The following is a 16,263-nucleotide window of genomic DNA, read 5'->3' as shown; positions in this document are numbered from 1 at the left end:
AAATCCCCTCGCCACAGGGCCCGCTCCCACATTTAGTGATCATTTCAAGTGGCGGAAGCTTTGCACTGCGGAACCGAGGACCACGGCGCCAGCCGCAATCGCCACCCAGAACCCGCTGCGCGCCCCAAATGCATCGATCAGCCACCCGGAACTGGCCGCACCGATCGCCACGCCAATGCTCAACCCGGTCACCAGCCAGGTCAGGCCTTCAGTGAGCTTGGCCGGCGGCACGATGCGTTCCACCAAGGCCATCGCAACAATCAGCGTCGGCGCAAAGAACAACCCGGCGACGAACACCGCCAGCGACAGCCCGAGAATGTTCGTCGCCAGCAGCAACGGCAGCGTGGTCACCGCCGTCGCCACCCCGCCGTACAGGAACAGTTGCGGCAACGGCAGTTTCGAGCGCAACGCCCCGAACGCCAAACCGGCCAGGCACGAACCGATGGCATACACCGACAACACAATGCTCGCCGCCGCCGGCTGGCCCTGCTGCTGGGCGAACGCCACGCTGACCACGTCCACCACGCCGACGATGGTGCCCATGGCGACCATCAACAGCATCAGCAATTGAATCTCGCTGGAACGAATGATCGAGGCCTGATGATGGTCTTCATGAGGATGAATCGCCGGCTCGGTGTCACGTTGCAGCACAAACGCCGTCACCCCGATCGCCAGCATCAGCAACGCCGCCAACGGCCCGGCCTCGGGGAACGCCACCACGCACAACCCCACCGACAGTGGCGGCCCGACAATAAAACAGACCTCATCCAGCACCGACTCCAGTGCATAAGCGGTTTGCAGCTCAGGTTGGCCGCGATACACCTCGGTCCAGCGCGCCCGCACCATCGCCGACATACTCGGCATGCAACCGGCCAGCGCAGCGAACACAAACAACGTCCAGTTCGGCGCCTGCAAGCGCGTGCAAAGCAACACCAGCAACAACGCCCCGCCCCCAATCAACGCCGAGACTGGCAAGATCCGGCGCTGCCCGAAACGGTCCACCAGCCGCGAAACCTGCGGCGCACAAAACGCCGTGGCGAGGGCAAACGTGGCGGCCACTGCACCGGCCAATCCATACCCGCCCTGCAGCTGCGAAAGCATGGTGATCAGGCCGATGCCGGTCATGGAAATCGGCATGCGCGCGATCATGCCGGCCAGCACAAAAGCGCTGCTGCCTGGGGCTTTGAACAGCTCGCGGTAAGGGTTTGCCATAGGTGCAGGTCTCAACAAGGGCCTGCAAGTTGCCATAAACGCTGGTTGAGGGGAAAGCAGCCAATTGTTGGTTGAATGTGAAGCCCTTGAAGATCAAAGATCGCAGCCTTCGGCAGCACCTACAGGAGATCGCATTCCACTGTAGGAGCTGCCGAAGGCTGCGATCTTTTGACCTTGCAGCTGAACTCTCTACCGCGCAAACCAGTCAGCTAGTTAAGCCCTCGACTCAAGGCTTTAACCTTCATGCACATTTCTCTGGACCAACAAGTCGCCCTGATCACCGGTGCCAGTTCCGGCATCGGTGCCGGCGCGGCCAAGGCCCTGGCCGCCGCCGGTGCCGCTGTGGTGATCAACTACAATTCCCAGGCTGCCCCCGCCGAGGAGCTCGCCCGCCAGATCAATGCTGAAGGCGGTCGCGCCATCGCCATTGGCGCCGACGTCTCCAAAGAAGAAGACGTCGAACGGTTATTCGCACAAACCCTCGAAGCCTTCGGTTTTCTGGACATTCTGGTCGCCAACTCCGGCATGCAGAAAGACGCACCGGCCGTGGACATGAGCCTCGCCGACTGGAACCAGGTGATTGGCGTCAACCTCACCGGCCAGTTCCTCTGCGCCCGCGCCGCCCTGCGAATTTTCAACCGGCAAGGTATTCGTGAAGGTGTGTCCCGGGCCGCCGGCAAAATCATCCACATGAGTTCAGTGCACCAGCGCATTCCCTGGGCCGGTCGCGTCAATTACGCCGCGTCCAAGGGCGGCGTCGACATGCTGATGCAAACCCTCGCCCAGGAAGTCAGCCACCAGCGCATTCGCATCAACGGCATCGCGCCGGGCGCCATTCGCACGGCGATCAATCGCGCCGCCACCGACGGCGACCACGAGCAGGACCTGCTCAAACTCATTCCTTATGGCCGGATCGGCGATGTCGAGGACATCGCCAACGCGGTGGTCTTCCTCGCCTCCGATGCCTCCGACTACATCGTCGGCACCACCCTGTTCATCGACGGCGGCATGAGCCTTTATCCGGAGTTTCGCGGCAATGGCTGATCATCATCCCGAACGACAAAGCGCTATCGATGCCCATGGCATCATCGGCGACATGCGCAGCGCGGCACTGGTCAACGACAAGGGCAGTGTGGACTTTTTCTGCTGGCCGGAATTCGACAGCCCGTCGATCTTCTGCTCACTGCTGGACACGCCTGAGGCCGGGATTTTCCAACTATCCCCGGATTTACCCGACGCTCGCCGCGAGCAGATTTATCTACCCGACACCAATGTGCTGCAAACCCGTTGGCTCAGCGACCGCGCGGTCGTCGAAGTCACCGACCTGCTGCCCATCGGCGACAGCGAAGATGCCACGCCGGTGCTGATGCGCCGGGTGCGTGTGGTCAGCGGCCAAGCAACGTTTCATATGCGTTGCGCCGTGCGTCATGACTACGCTCGCGCCAAGACCCGCGCGCGCATGGATGAAGAGGACGTGACCTTCGAGGCTGCCGATCAGCCGTCTATGCGTCTGTCTTCGGATCAGGTTTTGCGTATAGACGGCCATGCGGCAGTCGCCGAATTCACCCTCGAACAGGACCAGAGCGCCGAATTCATGCTGGGCGGTATCGACGACCCGCGGTTCAAGGAAGGCGCCGCCACGATATGCCTGGAGCGGACCCTGAAGTTCTGGCGCGACTGGATCAGCCAATCCAACTACCGCGGCCGCTGGCGGGAAATGGTCAATCGCTCGGCCCTGGCGCTGAAGCTGCTGACCTCGCGCAAACATGGCGCAATCCTCGCCGCAGCCACCTTCGGCCTGCCGGAAACGCCGGGCGGCGAGCGCAACTGGGATTATCGCTACACCTGGATTCGCGACGCTTCGTTCACCGTCTACGCGTTCATGCGCCTGGGCTTCGTTCAGGAAGCCAATGATTACATGCGCTGGCTGCGCGGGCGGGTCAGCGATTGCCACGGCAAGTCCATGAAACTCAACATCCTCTACGCCATCGACGGCCGCCAGGAATTACCGGAAACCGAACTCTCGCACCTCTCCGGCCATGGCGGCGCAACACCGGTGCGCATCGGCAATCAGGCTTACGACCAGGTCCAGCTCGACATCTTCGGCGAACTGATGGACGCGGTGTACCTGGTCAACAAATACGGCGACGCCATCTCCCATGAAGGCTGGAAACACGTTGTGGAAGTGGTCGATCAGGTCTGCGAAACCTGGGAGCAAAAGGACGTCGGCATCTGGGAAATGCGCGGCGAACAGCATCACTTTCTGCACTCGCGGCTGATGTGCTGGGTCGCACTGGACCGGGCCATTCGGCTCGCCTCAAAACGCTCACTGCCCGCCCCGTTCGCCCGCTGGGACCAGACCCGACAGGCGATCCACGCTGACATCTGGGAAAACTTCTGGAACGAAGAACGCGGGCACTTCGTCCAGCACATTGGCGGCACCGCCCTCGACGGCTCGATGCTGCTGATGCCACTGGTGCGCTTCGTCAGCGCCAAAGACCCGCGCTGGCTCGCGACCCTCGATGCCATCGAAAGGAATCTGGTGCGCGATGGAATGGTTTACCGCTATCGCAATGACGACACCCGGATCGACGGCCTCGACGGCACCGAAGGCGCCTTCGCCGCGTGCTCGTTCTGGTACGTCGAATGTTTGGCCCGCGCCGGCCGCGTGGAAAAGGCGCATCTGGAATTTGAACAGTTGTTGAGGTACGCCAACCCGCTGGGGTTGTACGCTGAAGAGTTCGATAGCCAGGCGCGGCACCTGGGGAATACACCGCAAGCGCTGACGCATTTGGCGCTGATCAGTGCGGCGAGTTTTCTGGATCGGAAATTGAGTGGGGAGAAGAATTTCTGGCAGCCGTGAGACCGAGTTGCCGCCTTGCTACAGGTTTTGTGTAGGCCAAAGTCTTACATTTCATAAACAAAACCCGCCTCAACCACCCGAAAATCCTTTGTTGCCAGCCGTTACATCCCCCCCTACCATCCACCGTCAACGGGTACAGCGGAGCTGTCCAACAAAACCCGAATTCAAGGAAGCAGAATGACCCAGCGCATCCACCGCAGCATAGACACCCCACTCAGGTCCGGCCTGAACCGCGACGAATTGTGGGAAGCCCACGACAAAGGCCTGATCAAATGCTGGGAGATCGGCCGCCAACGCGCCGCCCGATTCCCCGAACTCGCCCAACGCTGCCTTGCCGGCGAACTGCCGGTGCTGGGCTGGAAAGGTGGAGTCAGCCGTAGCCTGAAGAAACTCGAAAAATACGGATCCCTCAAATACCTCGCTCAGTGGCAAGGGTTGCGTGGGGAAGATCTGGATATCGATCTGAGTGAAGAACGGGCGTTGACCTGTTCGCGGACAAAAATGGTGGTGACGTTTACGCCGGATCGGTCGAAGTACTTTAATCAGGTGGCGGAAATCGAAGTCTAGGAAATCGGCAAGAACAACCTCTCGGGAGTGTCGAATGAACACTGAAGCGCTGATCCACTTCACCAAAACTCCCGCGTTGTCTCTCGCCTACGAAGAACACGGCCCCACCACCGGCGACCCCGTTATCCTCCTCCACGGCTTCCCCTACTCCCCGCGCGCCTACGACGAAATCGCCCCAGCCCTCGCCGCCAAGGGCTACCGCGTCATCGTCCCCTACCTGCGCGGTTACGGCCCGACCCGTTTCAACAATCCCGGCACCTTGCGCTCCGGACAACAAGCCGCTCTCGCCCAGGATTTGCTGGATTTGATGGATGCCCTCGCGATTCAACAAGCCGCCTTGTGCGGCTACGACTGGGGCGGTCGGGCGGCGTGCATCGTGGCGGCGCTATGGCCCGAGCGGGTTCGTTGCCTGGTGACCGGCGACGGTTACAACCTTCAGAACATTCCCCACTCCACCGAACCGTTGGACCCGCAAACCGAACACCGCCTCTGGTATCAGTACTATTTCCACACGCCACGCGGCGTCGAAGGCCTGACGAAAAATCGCCGGGCCTTGTGCGAATTGCTCTGGACGTTGTGGTCACCCACCTGGACCAAAGGCCCTGAGTTGTATCCGTTAAGCGCACCGGCCTTCGATAATCCGGATTTCGTCGAGGTGGTGATTCACTCCTACCGCCACCGGTTCATGTACGCGCCCGGCGAGCCGGCGCTGGAGTGGATCGAAGAAGCGCTGACCCGACAGCCGCCGATCAACGTACCGACGATTTCCCTGTGCGGTGCCGACGATGGCGTCGGACCGGCACCGGAGATAGACGAAGACATCGCCCATTTCACCGGGTGTTATGAGCGGCGAGTGTTGGCGGGTGTCGGGCATAACATTCCTGAAGAAGCGCCCGAAGCAACGGTCAGAGCGTTACTGGATCTGTTGGAGGGCTGACGCTGAAACGCTCGCGATAGGCCTGCGGGGTCACGCCCATGGCCCGCAGAAAACTGCGTCGAAGCGTCTCTTCGCTACCGAATCCGCATTGCATCGCCACCCGTTTGATCGGCACGCCGGTATCGCTGAGCAAACGTCGGGCGGTCTCGACCCGAATCAGTTCGATGGCCCGGGCCGGCGTCTGGCCGGTGTCGGCGCGGTAGTGGCGGACGAAGCTGCGTTCGCTCATGCCGGCCTGCAAGGCCAGGGTCGGGATGCCCAAATCCTTGGTGAGGTTTTCACTGATCCAGGCATGAAGTTCGTCGAAACGGTTGCCTTCCTTTTGCAAAGAGAGGGTCACGCTGAACTGCGACTGCCCGCCGGGACGTTTCAGGAACACCACCAGTTGCCGCGCGACTTCCAGGGCCATCGTGCGGCCGAGATCCTCTTCCACCATGGCCAGCGCCAGATCGATACCGGCGGTGACCCCGGCCGAGGTCCAGACCGGACCGTCATTGATGAAAATCGGATTGGGTTCAACCTGCAGCCGCGGATGCTGCTGCGCTAACTGCTCGCAACGGGTCCAGTGAGTGACCACCCGCCGGCCATCGAGCCAGCCGCTGGCCGCCAGCAAAAATGCCCCGGTGCACACCGACGATACCCGTCGACACCCCGTCGCGTGTTCACGTACCCACGCCACCAGTGGTTCGTCTTGCGCCGCGTCGTAAACGCCCCAGCCACCGGCAATGATCAGTGTGTCACTGCCCTCCTCGGGCAACGGCTCGGCCAACAGCGCCAGCCCCGCCGACGACATCACCACTCCGCCGCCGCTTGCAATCACCGACGGCGCATAAGGTGGCGGAAAACCTTGCTGGCGGGAAATATCGTTGGCCGAGGCGAACACCTGCAACGGCCCGGTGACGTCGAGCAGTTGCACATTGGCAAAGGCGAGCACGTGAATGGTCTTCGGCATGATTGGCGTAATTCGTGGGGTTATTGGCGTATACGCCAAATCCTACGAGCCTAAAGTGAAGCCGTCCACCCACTTCATGAGAAAAATGCCATGACGTTGCAGATCGGTTTTCTGTTGTTTCCACAGGTTCAACAACTGGACCTCACCGGCCCTTACGACGTACTGGCCTCGCTGCCGGACGTGAAGGTGCATTTGATCTGGAAGGATCTGGTGCCGGTCACCGCGAGCACGGGACTGGTGCTGAAACCGACCACCACGTTCGCCGATTGCCCGAAGCTGGATGTGATCTGCGTTCCCGGCGGCAGTGGCGTCGGGCCGTTGATGGAGGATGAAGAGACGCTGGCCTTCATCAAAGCGCAGGCCGCCACCGCGCGTTACGTCACGTCGGTGTGTACCGGCGCGCTGGTGCTTGGTGCGGCGGGTCTTCTGAAGGGTAAACGCGCCACCACTCACTGGGCCTATCACGAATTGCTGGTGCCTTTGGGGGCGATCCCGGTGACGGATCGGGTGGTGCGCGACGGCAATCTTCTAACCGGTGGCGGGATCACAGCGGGCATCGATTTTGCCCTGACCCTGGCCGCGGAGCTGTTCGATAAGGACACGGCAGAGCTGGTGCAGTTGCAGCTGGAATATGCCCCGGCACCGCCGTTTGCGTCGGGCAGCCCTGAGACGGCTCCGGTCAGCGTCCTGGAAGAGGCCCGCAAACGTGCTGCCGGGTCACTGAAACTGCGCTCGGAAATCACCGAGCGTGTGGCGGCGAAACTCGATCAGTTGTCAGCACGCTGATCCATCCCGACCGGCAGCCAAGTACCTGGCTGCCGGTCCCCCGGCAAAATGATGCGCCGGGAATTTTCCATCGCCCATAAAAAAACCCGCCTAAGCGGGTTTCTCAAGACCATTGCGACACCCTGTCAGCAGCCATCCAGGCCTATGGTCGATCATCCGTGATCCTGAGTGCATCCTGCGACTCAGTTGATGGATCCAGAATAAACGCGTCGGCGATGCGTAAACAGAGGACATACCAGCGCTCTGGTGTAAGCCATTGACCATTCCAGCCTTTAAGCCCTCTCCTGTAGCCGCTGCCAAAGGTTGCTACACGAGACTCATCTGCCAAGTCCTTTTCGACAGGCGAAAAAAAACCCGCCGAAGCGGGTTTTTCCCAAGACCATTACGACTCCCTGTCGGCAGCGATTCCTTGCTTATGGTCGATCATCCGTGATCCCGAGCACTTCCTGTGCTTCGGTTGATGAGGCTAGATTACGCTTCGGATCCAATGTGCAATAGACGACATAGCTACCATCGCGCGTAGGACATTCGCTATAGCCGCCCTTCCGAAAACCCTTAGACGGCTCAGGTATCGAGCATTGAAGCCGCGAGTTTCGCGGCCTGCAGCTGACCTTCGGCCGCCAGGGCGTCGTCAACCTCAAGAAACCAGGCCGCCGACAATCCGGCAAACGCCAATACCCATTGCAGAAACCGTCGACGCTCGAGGCCGGCGGCGTCAGCCACCACCGCTATCTGCCTGTGGAAACGCTGCGGATCAGTCGCCGTCGGCAAGTCGGGATTACAAATCAGGTTGGCGTAATCGAATCCGCGCTCACCGATCACTCGCTTGGGATCGATGGCCAGCCAACCCCGCGGGCCGAAGTCCAGAACATTGTCGTGATGCATGTCGCCGTGCAGCACCACGACGTCCTGCGGTTCGGCCAACAAGGCTTCGGCAGCGGCGAGACTGAGGGAATAAGGGCCGCCAAACTGTTCAGCCGCCAAACGAAGCGACTTGAACCATGGCGCCAATGGAACCAGGGGCGGTGGTGGCGACGGCCGCTGCGCGTGCAGGCGCGCCAATGTCGCACACAGTATCTGGCTGGCTTCGTCGTCCTGACCGTTGAGTGCCATGTGCATCAGCGATCGCTGGCCCATGGCACGCTCGATCAACAACCCGTCACCGTCATGGGCATAGACGCGGGCAGCGCCCTCGCCGCCCCACCAGCTCATCAACAGATTGCCGAACTTTTCTTCGGCATCGACAGCTATCTTCAACATCGCCGGCACATCACCCATGCGCACCGGCAACAAACGACTGCCGGGCGTGATGATCGGTTCACCGTCCGGCACCAGCGCCCAGCGTTTCAGCCAAGGTTCGAACATGCAGCCATCACTCTTCCTGACGCTCGCGCGCCTTGGCACTGACTTTGAGAAACTCTTCGATGTTGTTCATCTGTTCATCCCAACCGCGGCTGTCCATGCGGAACGCCTTGAGTCGGCGCGTCTGAGGGATGTGATCGAAACCGGACTCGGTGACCTTGAGTAAAGTGCCTTCATCCATGTCTTCGAGCTCGAACTTCACCAGCGTGGTGGGTTCCTGGGAGTAATCGAGCTCAGGCTCCACGGCATACGGGTGCCAGCGAAACGAAAACACCCGTTCTGGCTCGACCCGCTCCACCAGTACGTTCCACAGCAAGTGTTCATAACCCGGGTACGTAATCTGCCCCTGGGTCCATTCACCGGCGACAAAACGCTTGCCCTCCAGCGCCACGCCAAACCACTGTCCGAAGGCTTCGGCATTGGCCAGCACGCGCCAGACCTGCGAGCGCGGCGTTTTGAGCAGGATCTTCCTTTCGATGCGATCTGATGCTGGATTCATAAGTCACCTCCTGTACTGAACAGTAGGCCTGTAAGACCACAAGACCAACCCTAAAGTTGTATCAATCGGGTATCGCAATCAACCCTGACGAAGTATTCAGCTGCATTTCGAAGTGTAACTGCTGGATGAAGACAAAAATCAGTAGACCGAAACTGCTAACGTTAAACGCGAAATTGACTCAGACAAGGAAGATTCATGCAGCCTTCACTCATGGAGCGTTATCGCGGAGCCCTGCTGGGCCTGGCCTGCGGTGATGCCGTTGGCACCAGCGTCGAATTCCAGCCACGCGGCTCGTTCAAGCCCCTGACCGACATGGTGGGTGGCGGCCCTTTCAATCTGAAACCCGGGCAATGGACCGATGACACCTCGATGGCGCTGTGCCTGGCCGAAAGCCTGCTGAGCAAAAACGGCTTCGAGGCGGCCGACCAGATGGGGCGTTACTTGAATTGGTGGCAATGGGGTTATCTAAGCTCAACGGGTGAATGCTTCGACATTGGCATAACCGTACGCGACGCCCTGACGCGTTATCAGGAAACCGGCGAACCGTTCGCCGGCTCCACCGATCCCCGCACGGCCGGGAACGGCTCGCTGATGCGCCTGGTGCCAGTGGTGCTGTATTACTTTCCCGATCGCGACCGGATCCTGGCATTTTCCGCCAACAGTTCGCGAACCACCCACGCCGCACCGGAAGCGATCGAATGCTGTCAGTTGTTCGCCGAGCTGATCCACCGAGCGTTGCAAGGCGCGTCCAAGGCAGAAGTGCTCAGCTTGTCAGAAACGACATACCTGGAACCCAAAGTGGCCGCCATCGCGCGAGGCGATTATTTCGGCAAACCTGAACGCGAAATCCATGGCAGCGGTTACTGCGTTGCTTCACTGGAAGCGGCCCTGTGGTGCTTTCATCAGACTGACAGCTTTGAAGCCGCCATCCTGAAAGCCGCCAACCTGGGCGACGACGCCGATACCACTGCCGCCATCGTTGGCCAGTTGGCCGGGGCTCATTACGGTGTGCAGGCCATTCCCGACCGTTGGCTGGAGAAGTTACATTGGCGTGAAGACATCGAAGCCACGGCTGACGCTTTGCTGGTGGCTGCACACAGACACAAATCCCCGAACAGGCCATAACCTCTGTGGAGAGGGAGCTGCTTGGGGGCGCTTCGCACCCCAACGGGGGCAAGCCCCCTCGCCACAGAGTTTGCGCCAGACTTCATTATTGGTTGACCACCCGCTTCGCTACACTGCACCTCAACTTTCCACGTCACAGCGAGAACCCCCATGCACCCACGCTTTCTCCTGGCGCTGACGCCTCTGCTTTTCACCACCGCCGCTTATGCGGTGGACTGCGACAACGCCACCGATCAGGCGACGATGAATGAGTGCGCGGCGCAGCAGCACAAGACGGCGGACAAGGAGTTGAATGCGCTTTACCAGCAGATCAATGAGCGTTTGAAGAGCAACCCCGAAAGCAAAAAGCTGCTGATCGGGGCGCAGCGTTCGTGGATTGCGTTTCGGGATGCCGAGTGCAAGTTCTCGAGTGCCGGGGTGGAAGGCGGGAGTGTGTATCCGCTGATCTACAGCAACTGTGTGACTGGATTGACCAAGGCGCGGGTGGAGACTTTCAAGAATTACTTGAAGTGTCAGGAGGGGGATATGAGTTGTCCGGTGCCTGGGGTTTGATGCTTCGGTGTCTTCAAGCTCGCTCCCACAGGGTTCAATGATGTTCACACAATAGTGATCACACTGAGATCCACTGTGGGAGCGAGCCTGCTCGCGAAAGCGTCAGCTCAGGCTGCGCCGTTACCGAACAAACACCTGCGCCGTCGTAATCGCCATATCCCCACCCGGCAACTTGATGCTGCCAATCTGCTTCATGGTCTCGGGATCAAAGATCGCCACATCGTTAAACGTCCCGGCCAGATAAATCTTGCTGCCGTCCTTGTTGAACGAAATGCAGTAGTAGGAGTGATCCAGCGTCGCTGCCTGAAGCATTTTCTTCTCCTTGATGTCGTACTTCGCCAAGCGGTTCAGCACGCCAAACATCAGGTTCGGGTCCTTGGGCGAGCGCATGCCGCTGAAGTAGATTTCCGTCAGAGGGCCGAAGTCGGTGGTTTCGGTCTTGCCGGTTTTCAGGTCGATGCTGAATAGCCCGTAGAGGTACTCGGCAGTCGCTGGGTCCTGCTTCTTGTCCTTGAATTTCGCCGCGGTGTAGAGCAGCGAGAAGTCATGGCGATAGGTCTGCTGGTTCCACACGTAAAGCACGTCCGGCGCGCTGTAGTTCGGGCGTTTCCAGTGGCGGCTGGGGATCAGCACGTCGAACTTGCCGGTCTTCACATCGACCTTGTAGACATCCGCCCCGGCCACATACAGCGTGCCGTCGTCACCGCTCTGCATGATGGTCAACTGCCGTGGCGCCGGGAAACTGCGCACGGGTTTGGCGTCCATGCCGGCGTCGGTGGCGTACACATCGAGCCGCGGTTGCTGCACTTCGTAGCGGTCGCTCCGCATCAACGTCGGGTTGGCAATGGTGAACAGTTCCTTGCCATCGTGGCTGAGGGTGAAGGCGAACATCGACTTCGCTTTCTCCCCTGGTTTCTGGGTGATGCTGGCGTGGAACACCTGTTTGCAGCTGTCGAGTTCAACGCCGTAGACATCCGCGTAGTGATTGTTCAGCACGTAAGCGGTCTTGCGGTCCGGCGACAACTGAACGGTGCCGGGACCGAAGGCGTCCGGCATTTTGCAGGTCTTCAACAACGTATCCGTGGCCAGGTCGAGCACGTGCAGGTTGTTCGGGTAATTGGTGGTCACCATGTACTCGTGACCGTCTTGCAGTGCAGTGTTTTCGTCGGCCAGAACAGTGAGCGAACAGGCGCTCAGGACGGCAAACGCGGCCAGGCCGCAGGCTTTGACAGTAAGCATGCTGAAATCCTTCTGAGGTCCGATCACTTGTCTTTGGGAAAGACAGTCCCGAGGTTGCGCCAGTTGTCGTTGGACGCCTGGGCATCCTTGTTCCAGTCCGGGTAGGTGCTCATCATGTCGGGCACCTGGGCCGGCCACCAGCAAGGGTCGGAACAACCGTAAAGGTCGGCTTCCATCGGCTGGCACAGCGACGACACACCGCCAAACGCGTCGATTTCCCAACCCGGGTCGGTGGTCGAGGCGCAGCCGGCGACGGAACTCATCGCCACCACTTCTTCGATGCGGTTTTCGGCCGCGGCCTCATCGAGTTTCAGCGCTTTATTATTGATTGCCTTGAGATGTTTCATATCAGTGAGCCTTGCGCGGAGTGATGTAGCTGCTGATAAACGCAGGGTTGTGCGCCATGATCCGGGTGTAGACCTCGATGCCAAAGTCGACCCAGTCACGCATCAGTTCGCAGTAGTGATAGGTCGGGTGGGTCGGGTCGCCGTAACGGGCATAGCTCTCGTGGTAGCAGCCGCCGGAGCAGAGATTGCGGATCTGGCAGTCTTCGCAACCGGTGTTGGTACGGTCGAGGCGCTGGGACAGGAAGTCGTTCAACTCCACCTGCTTCACACCGCTGTGAACGTTGCCGAAGGTCGGCAGGCTCGAACCGGTAAAGCGGTGGCACAGATTCAATTCGCCCTTGTGATCCACCGCCAGCATCTTCAGGCCCGCGCCGCACGGCAGGGCTTTTTTGTGGCCTTCGTGGATGTCGGTGATCAACTGGTGCAGGTTGGAGAAGCCGATGTTGCGGTGCTCCAGTGCTGCTTCCAGATAACGCCGGCCGAGTTTCTTCATGTTGGCGAAGACTTCGATCAGCTCGTCGCTGGACAGGTTGAAGGTGCTGATGTCGCCGGAGGTCACCGGGGCAAAGCCGACCTCGGCAAAACCCAGTTCGTTGAACAGGTGATCCCAGATGGTTTCGACGTCGGTGACGCCGGTGGTCAAGGTGACGCGGGCACCGACCGGACGACTGTTGTAGCGCGACAGCAGCATTTCAGCCTTGCGCCGCACCACGTCGTAAGTGCCCTGCCCGCCCACGGTGATGCGGTTGCGGTCGTGCACGGTTTTCGGTCCGTCGATACTGACTGACAGGCCAAAACGGTGGGCATTGAGGTAGTCCACGGTTTCTTCGGTGAGCAGCGTCGCGTTGGTGGTCATGACGAACTCGACGAACTTGCCGGCCTCGCGGAAACGCTTTTCACAATAATCGACCATGTACTCGATCAGCTTGCGATTGCTCAGCGGCTCACCACCGAAGAACACCACGGTGAAACGCTCTTCGTCCGGCGATTCGCGCAGCAGCATTTCCACTGAGGCGACTGCGGTTTCGACGTCCATTTTCTTGCCGGCCGACGGCTTGTCCAGGTCTTCCTTGTAGCAGTAGGTGCAGCTCAGATTGCAGCCAGTGTTGACGTTGAGCACCACGGTGTTGATCGCCGTGCGCTCGACCCGTTTGGTGCCGATGTCGGGGGTCAGCGGCGAGCCGTCGCTGACCAGTTCCAGGGCCATCAGCTCGCGCAGGGTCTCGGTGATTTCTTCGCCGTTGAAGCGAGCGGCCAGGCGTTGGATCAGGTCATCCGACGAACAGCCGGGACCGCGCAAGGTATCGATGATGGTGCCGGTCAGCTCATCGCTGGCGAACAGCGAACTGCTGGGAATGTGAAACAGCATGCGGTCGGCATCGACGTGCACTTCGTGCAGATTCCGCTCAACCAGATTCAAAATAGCGCCCATTGCAACCTCCTGTGCAAACCCCGTTTTACGGGGCCTGCGGTCATTCCGAAAAAGTGTCTGAATCGTTTGAGATCAGCCAACTCATGGAATGGTTGGATTGTTCCAGCGTTGCACGGTGACGATCATGTGGCCTTCGCCGGTCAGGGATTTCCCTGCATCGTCGATGGCGGCGATCACCTTGAGGTTGCCGGCATTGTTGGTGGACATTTTGCGCTGCGGGTTTGGCCCGGCATCGCCCGGTGTGAACACGCCGCTGTCAGCCTGCATGGTGCCGGCGAACTTGACGTCCTCGTCTTCCTTGGCGCGGTCGTCGAACGCTTCGACCGACCACTGCGCCGGGAACACGCCGATGCGATACGGCTTGCCGTCGGTGCCCTTGCCCCAGGCTTCGGCATCAAAACGGCCCTGGACTTTCGGCGTCGAACCACCGCCCTCGCCGATCCGTGCCACCGAGAACTCGGGCACGACTTTGACTTCGGCGATCTTGCTGTAGACCGACAGGGTCGGGCCCTTCAGCGTGCCGACGGTGACGTTGCGCAGACCCGGTTGAGCATTGGCGGCAGCCTTGAGTTTGACCTTGATGCGCTCCGGGCTCTGCTCGATGACTTCGACCACTTCCACGCCTTTGCCGAAGTTCGGTTTGCCGGTGAGACCGCTGCCGACAAGGGTGACTTCAGTTTCGGTGCCAGCCTTCAGATAACCTGGCTGCACCGCCAGCAAACGACTCGAACCCTGTTTGGCGGCGACGAAGTCCAGACCCCGCTCATCATGTTCGGCCTCGAACATCCGACCTTGCATGGCGTTGCCTTGGGCGGCGAACACCTGGCGCATGGTCACGCCGTCGATGGTCACGTTGCCGCGCCATTCGTAACCGGTGTAGAGAATCGCGCTGCCATCGCCGTTGAACGGGCTGCCATCGGCGTATTGGCCTTTGACGCTGACCTTGAACGTGTCGCTGCCATCGGCCGTGACGCTCATCACGCCGGCCAATTCACCCTTGCCCGGCAAGTGGCCGCTGAAGCTCCAGTCGCCCACCAGCGCTTCGGCTTTCGGCGCGGTGCTCAGCCATTTTTTCCAGGCCGGATTGTCCAGCGGATAACGCTTGGCCAGCAGCGGCACCATGTCTTTTCGAGCCAGATCGAACCAGTCGCGATCACGAGACAGCGCCTGGTATTCCAGGGACGGCCATTGGCCGAGGTGGAAGTTCACCAGACGCTCCCATTCCTGGGCCGGACGCCGTTGCAGGGCGACCCGCGCACCGGAGTGGCAGCGGCCGCACATCTGGCTGGTCTGGTCGTCGAATTTCTCGACGGTATTGAGTCGACGCTCCAGCGCATAACGCACGCCATCGGTTTCGCTGGGGGCCAGGCCTTGGGTGTCGGCCAGGTATTTGACCAGGGTGCGGCGGTCGTCATCGCTGATCTGCAAACCGTGCATGGTTTGCATGCGGGCGATGCTCATCAGCCAGCCTTCAGGGGTTTTGCGCTGGTGGCTGATGCGGCTCAGGGCGTTATCGGCTTCGGGGGTATGACAGCCCTGACAGGTTTCCTTGAGGAGGGTCTGAGCGTCGCGGGCTGCCAGGCTGTAAGGCGAATGCAGCGCCACACAAGCGGCCACGGCCAGCAGACTGGCACTCAGGCCTGATCGGAGTTTTCTCTTCATCAACGTCGAACCTCGCACGGTGCTTTCTTATTTTTGTGGCTTATCGTTTTTATGGTTTCTGCCGTCGGCGGCGCACCGCTGACGGAGGCAAGAGAAACGTCTGCGATGAGCAATACACGGAGCGTGCCAGCTTGCCGATTAGCTTTTTAATCAAGGAGTTGCGAGAAAATTAATACGTTGCGGCATCGCTGAACGAGATCACCTGCGTCTAATATCGCGACACGTGTTGCAGTCTGAGACAGCATAGATGGCCTGACCGGAACAGCTCATCGGCCGACGATTGACGCCGATCCTCTGCAAGCGCGAAATGGTTGTTCACCGATTGCCACCAGGGGATAAAAAAATGGCAAGCATCACTGTCCTGGCGGGGGACTTTCTGCAGGGTGATGGAGAGTATAGAGACGGCGTTTTCACCCTCAGAACGTCGCTTCACCCATGGCCCGGCATTACCCTCCCGCTCTCATCGTTCAAGTGCGTGGAAGTGGCCAACGAGGATTCGATCAACAACATCAAGGATGCCATCGGCTTTGGCGTGGCCGGGGCCATGCTGTTGGGGCCCATCGGCGCAATTGCCGGGTTCATGGTGGCCGGCAAGGAAACCGAAGTGACTTTTCTAGCGACACTTAAGGACGACAGAAAGCTTTTGGCTGCCGTGGATGGCAACACGTTCGAAGAAATTTCCCGGAAACTTGCAGCCTGAATAATCGGCGCAGGCCGCACCGCTTTCC

The 16,263-nt window shown here is 60.0% G+C and carries 16 protein-coding genes; 8 read left to right on the top strand and 8 right to left on the bottom strand.

Features of this window, described 5'->3' with window-relative positions:
* Positions 1 to 39: 39 nt before the first annotated feature.
* The gene (locus ACA059_RS08800) at positions 40 to 1,212 is read right to left on the bottom strand and encodes an MFS transporter (RefSeq protein WP_497633445.1); all 1,173 of its coding nucleotides are present in this window, start codon (positions 1,210 to 1,212) and stop codon (positions 40 to 42) included.
* 243 nt (positions 1,213 to 1,455) lie between these two features.
* Here ACA059_RS08800 and ACA059_RS08795 point away from each other — a divergent pair, with 243 nt between their 5' ends.
* The 4 genes from ACA059_RS08795 to ACA059_RS08780 all read left to right on the top strand — a co-directional run bounded on the left by ACA059_RS08795 (position 1,456) and on the right by ACA059_RS08780 (position 5,579).
* A complete protein-coding gene (locus ACA059_RS08795; RefSeq protein WP_497633444.1) occupies positions 1,456 to 2,256 on the top strand; it encodes a glucose 1-dehydrogenase in 801 nt (266 codons plus the stop codon).
* A complete protein-coding gene (locus tag ACA059_RS08790; RefSeq protein WP_497633443.1) occupies positions 2,249 to 4,075 on the top strand; it encodes a glycoside hydrolase family 15 protein in 1,827 nt (608 codons plus the stop codon). The genes ACA059_RS08795 and ACA059_RS08790 overlap by 8 nt, the downstream gene beginning before the upstream one ends.
* A 177-nt stretch (positions 4,076 to 4,252) precedes the next feature.
* On the top strand, positions 4,253 to 4,642 hold the full coding sequence (locus ACA059_RS08785; RefSeq protein ID WP_497633442.1) for a hypothetical protein: 390 nt from the start codon (positions 4,253 to 4,255) through the stop codon (positions 4,640 to 4,642).
* Between the two features lie 34 nt (positions 4,643 to 4,676).
* Positions 4,677 to 5,579 (top strand): alpha/beta fold hydrolase, encoded by a 903-nt coding sequence (locus ACA059_RS08780; RefSeq protein ID WP_497633441.1) that lies wholly within the window; start codon positions 4,677 to 4,679, stop codon positions 5,577 to 5,579.
* On the opposite strand, the gene ACA059_RS08775 is transcribed toward ACA059_RS08780, so the two are convergent.
* Positions 5,548 to 6,531: a GlxA family transcriptional regulator gene (locus ACA059_RS08775; protein WP_497633440.1), complete on the bottom strand. Its 984-nt coding sequence runs from the start codon at positions 6,529 to 6,531 to the stop codon at positions 5,548 to 5,550. The two genes, ACA059_RS08780 and ACA059_RS08775, sit on opposite strands and share 32 nt — an antisense overlap.
* Before the next feature lie 90 nt (positions 6,532 to 6,621).
* Between ACA059_RS08775 and inhA the strand changes: the two genes are divergently transcribed.
* Complete coding sequence (gene inhA, locus ACA059_RS08770) at positions 6,622 to 7,317, top strand: isonitrile hydratase (protein ID WP_497633439.1); 696 nt, start codon at positions 6,622 to 6,624, stop codon at positions 7,315 to 7,317.
* Positions 7,318 to 7,881: 564 nt separating this feature from the next.
* On the opposite strand, the gene ACA059_RS08765 is transcribed toward inhA, so the two are convergent.
* A complete protein-coding gene (locus tag ACA059_RS08765) occupies positions 7,882 to 8,682 on the bottom strand; it encodes an aminoglycoside phosphotransferase family protein (protein ID WP_497633438.1) in 801 nt (266 codons plus the stop codon).
* Positions 8,683 to 8,689: 7 nt separating this feature from the next.
* Positions 8,690 to 9,178 (bottom strand): SRPBCC family protein, encoded by a 489-nt coding sequence (locus ACA059_RS08760; RefSeq protein ID WP_282480961.1) that lies wholly within the window; start codon positions 9,176 to 9,178, stop codon positions 8,690 to 8,692.
* Between the two features lie 195 nt (positions 9,179 to 9,373).
* Here ACA059_RS08760 and ACA059_RS08755 point away from each other — a divergent pair, with 195 nt between their 5' ends.
* Complete coding sequence (locus ACA059_RS08755) at positions 9,374 to 10,303, top strand: ADP-ribosylglycohydrolase family protein (RefSeq protein ID WP_497633437.1); 930 nt, start codon at positions 9,374 to 9,376, stop codon at positions 10,301 to 10,303.
* A gap of 150 nt (positions 10,304 to 10,453) precedes the next feature.
* Entirely contained in the window at positions 10,454 to 10,855 is a 402-nt protein-coding gene (locus tag ACA059_RS08750) for a lysozyme inhibitor LprI family protein (RefSeq protein WP_497633436.1), read from the top strand.
* A gap of 120 nt (positions 10,856 to 10,975) precedes the next feature.
* Here the strand turns inward: ACA059_RS08750 and peaD are convergent, their stop codons facing one another.
* The 4 genes from peaD to peaA form a co-directional block, all read right to left on the bottom strand.
* Entirely contained in the window at positions 10,976 to 12,094 is a 1,119-nt protein-coding gene (gene peaD / locus ACA059_RS08745) for a quinohemoprotein amine dehydrogenase subunit beta (RefSeq protein WP_497633435.1), read from the bottom strand.
* 23 nt (positions 12,095 to 12,117) lie between these two features.
* A complete protein-coding gene (qhpC, locus tag ACA059_RS08740; RefSeq protein ID WP_008027961.1) occupies positions 12,118 to 12,441 on the bottom strand; it encodes a quinohemoprotein amine dehydrogenase subunit gamma in 324 nt (107 codons plus the stop codon).
* A gap of 1 nt (position 12,442) precedes the next feature.
* Positions 12,443 to 13,873: a quinohemoprotein amine dehydrogenase maturation protein gene (peaB, locus tag ACA059_RS08735; RefSeq protein WP_076028106.1), complete on the bottom strand. Its 1,431-nt coding sequence runs from the start codon at positions 13,871 to 13,873 to the stop codon at positions 12,443 to 12,445.
* Between the two features lie 81 nt (positions 13,874 to 13,954).
* Entirely contained in the window at positions 13,955 to 15,535 is a 1,581-nt protein-coding gene (peaA, locus tag ACA059_RS08730; RefSeq protein ID WP_497633434.1) for a quinohemoprotein amine dehydrogenase subunit alpha, read from the bottom strand.
* Positions 15,536 to 15,878: 343 nt separating this feature from the next.
* On the opposite strand from peaA, the gene ACA059_RS08725 reads away from it, so the two are divergent.
* Positions 15,879 to 16,235: a hypothetical protein gene (locus tag ACA059_RS08725; protein WP_497633433.1), complete on the top strand. Its 357-nt coding sequence runs from the start codon at positions 15,879 to 15,881 to the stop codon at positions 16,233 to 16,235.
* Positions 16,236 to 16,263 lie beyond the last annotated feature (28 nt).

Source organism: Pseudomonas sp. LBUM1647 (assembly GCF_059716175.1).
The sequence above is the reverse complement of the archived record's forward strand: the minus strand, read 5'-3'. Positions and strand labels throughout refer to the sequence as shown.

Bases quoted from the DNA above. Each gene is read 5' to 3' on its own strand.
- ACA059_RS08800 (WP_497633445.1), bottom strand. From the start codon at position 1,212: ATGGCAAACCCTTACCGCGAGCTGTTCAAAGCCCCAGGCAGCAGCGCT.
- ACA059_RS08795 (WP_497633444.1), top strand. From the start codon at position 1,456: ATGCACATTTCTCTGGACCAACAAGTCGCCCTGATCACCGGTGCCAGT.
- ACA059_RS08790 (WP_497633443.1), top strand. From the start codon at position 2,249: ATGGCTGATCATCATCCCGAACGACAAAGCGCTATCGATGCCCATGGC.
- ACA059_RS08785 (WP_497633442.1), top strand. From the start codon at position 4,253: ATGACCCAGCGCATCCACCGCAGCATAGACACCCCACTCAGGTCCGGC.
- ACA059_RS08780 (WP_497633441.1), top strand. From the start codon at position 4,677: ATGAACACTGAAGCGCTGATCCACTTCACCAAAACTCCCGCGTTGTCT.
- ACA059_RS08775 (WP_497633440.1), bottom strand. From the start codon at position 6,531: ATGCCGAAGACCATTCACGTGCTCGCCTTTGCCAATGTGCAACTGCTC.
- inhA (WP_497633439.1), top strand. From the start codon at position 6,622: ATGACGTTGCAGATCGGTTTTCTGTTGTTTCCACAGGTTCAACAACTG.
- ACA059_RS08765 (WP_497633438.1), bottom strand. From the start codon at position 8,682: ATGTTCGAACCTTGGCTGAAACGCTGGGCGCTGGTGCCGGACGGTGAA.
- ACA059_RS08760 (WP_282480961.1), bottom strand. From the start codon at position 9,178: ATGAATCCAGCATCAGATCGCATCGAAAGGAAGATCCTGCTCAAAACG.
- ACA059_RS08755 (WP_497633437.1), top strand. From the start codon at position 9,374: ATGCAGCCTTCACTCATGGAGCGTTATCGCGGAGCCCTGCTGGGCCTG.
- ACA059_RS08750 (WP_497633436.1), top strand. From the start codon at position 10,454: ATGCACCCACGCTTTCTCCTGGCGCTGACGCCTCTGCTTTTCACCACC.
- peaD (WP_497633435.1), bottom strand. From the start codon at position 12,094: ATGCTTACTGTCAAAGCCTGCGGCCTGGCCGCGTTTGCCGTCCTGAGC.
- qhpC (WP_008027961.1), bottom strand. From the start codon at position 12,441: ATGAAACATCTCAAGGCAATCAATAATAAAGCGCTGAAACTCGATGAG.
- peaB (WP_076028106.1), bottom strand. From the start codon at position 13,873: ATGGGCGCTATTTTGAATCTGGTTGAGCGGAATCTGCACGAAGTGCAC.
- peaA (WP_497633434.1), bottom strand. From the start codon at position 15,535: ATGAAGAGAAAACTCCGATCAGGCCTGAGTGCCAGTCTGCTGGCCGTG.
- ACA059_RS08725 (WP_497633433.1), top strand. From the start codon at position 15,879: ATGGCAAGCATCACTGTCCTGGCGGGGGACTTTCTGCAGGGTGATGGA.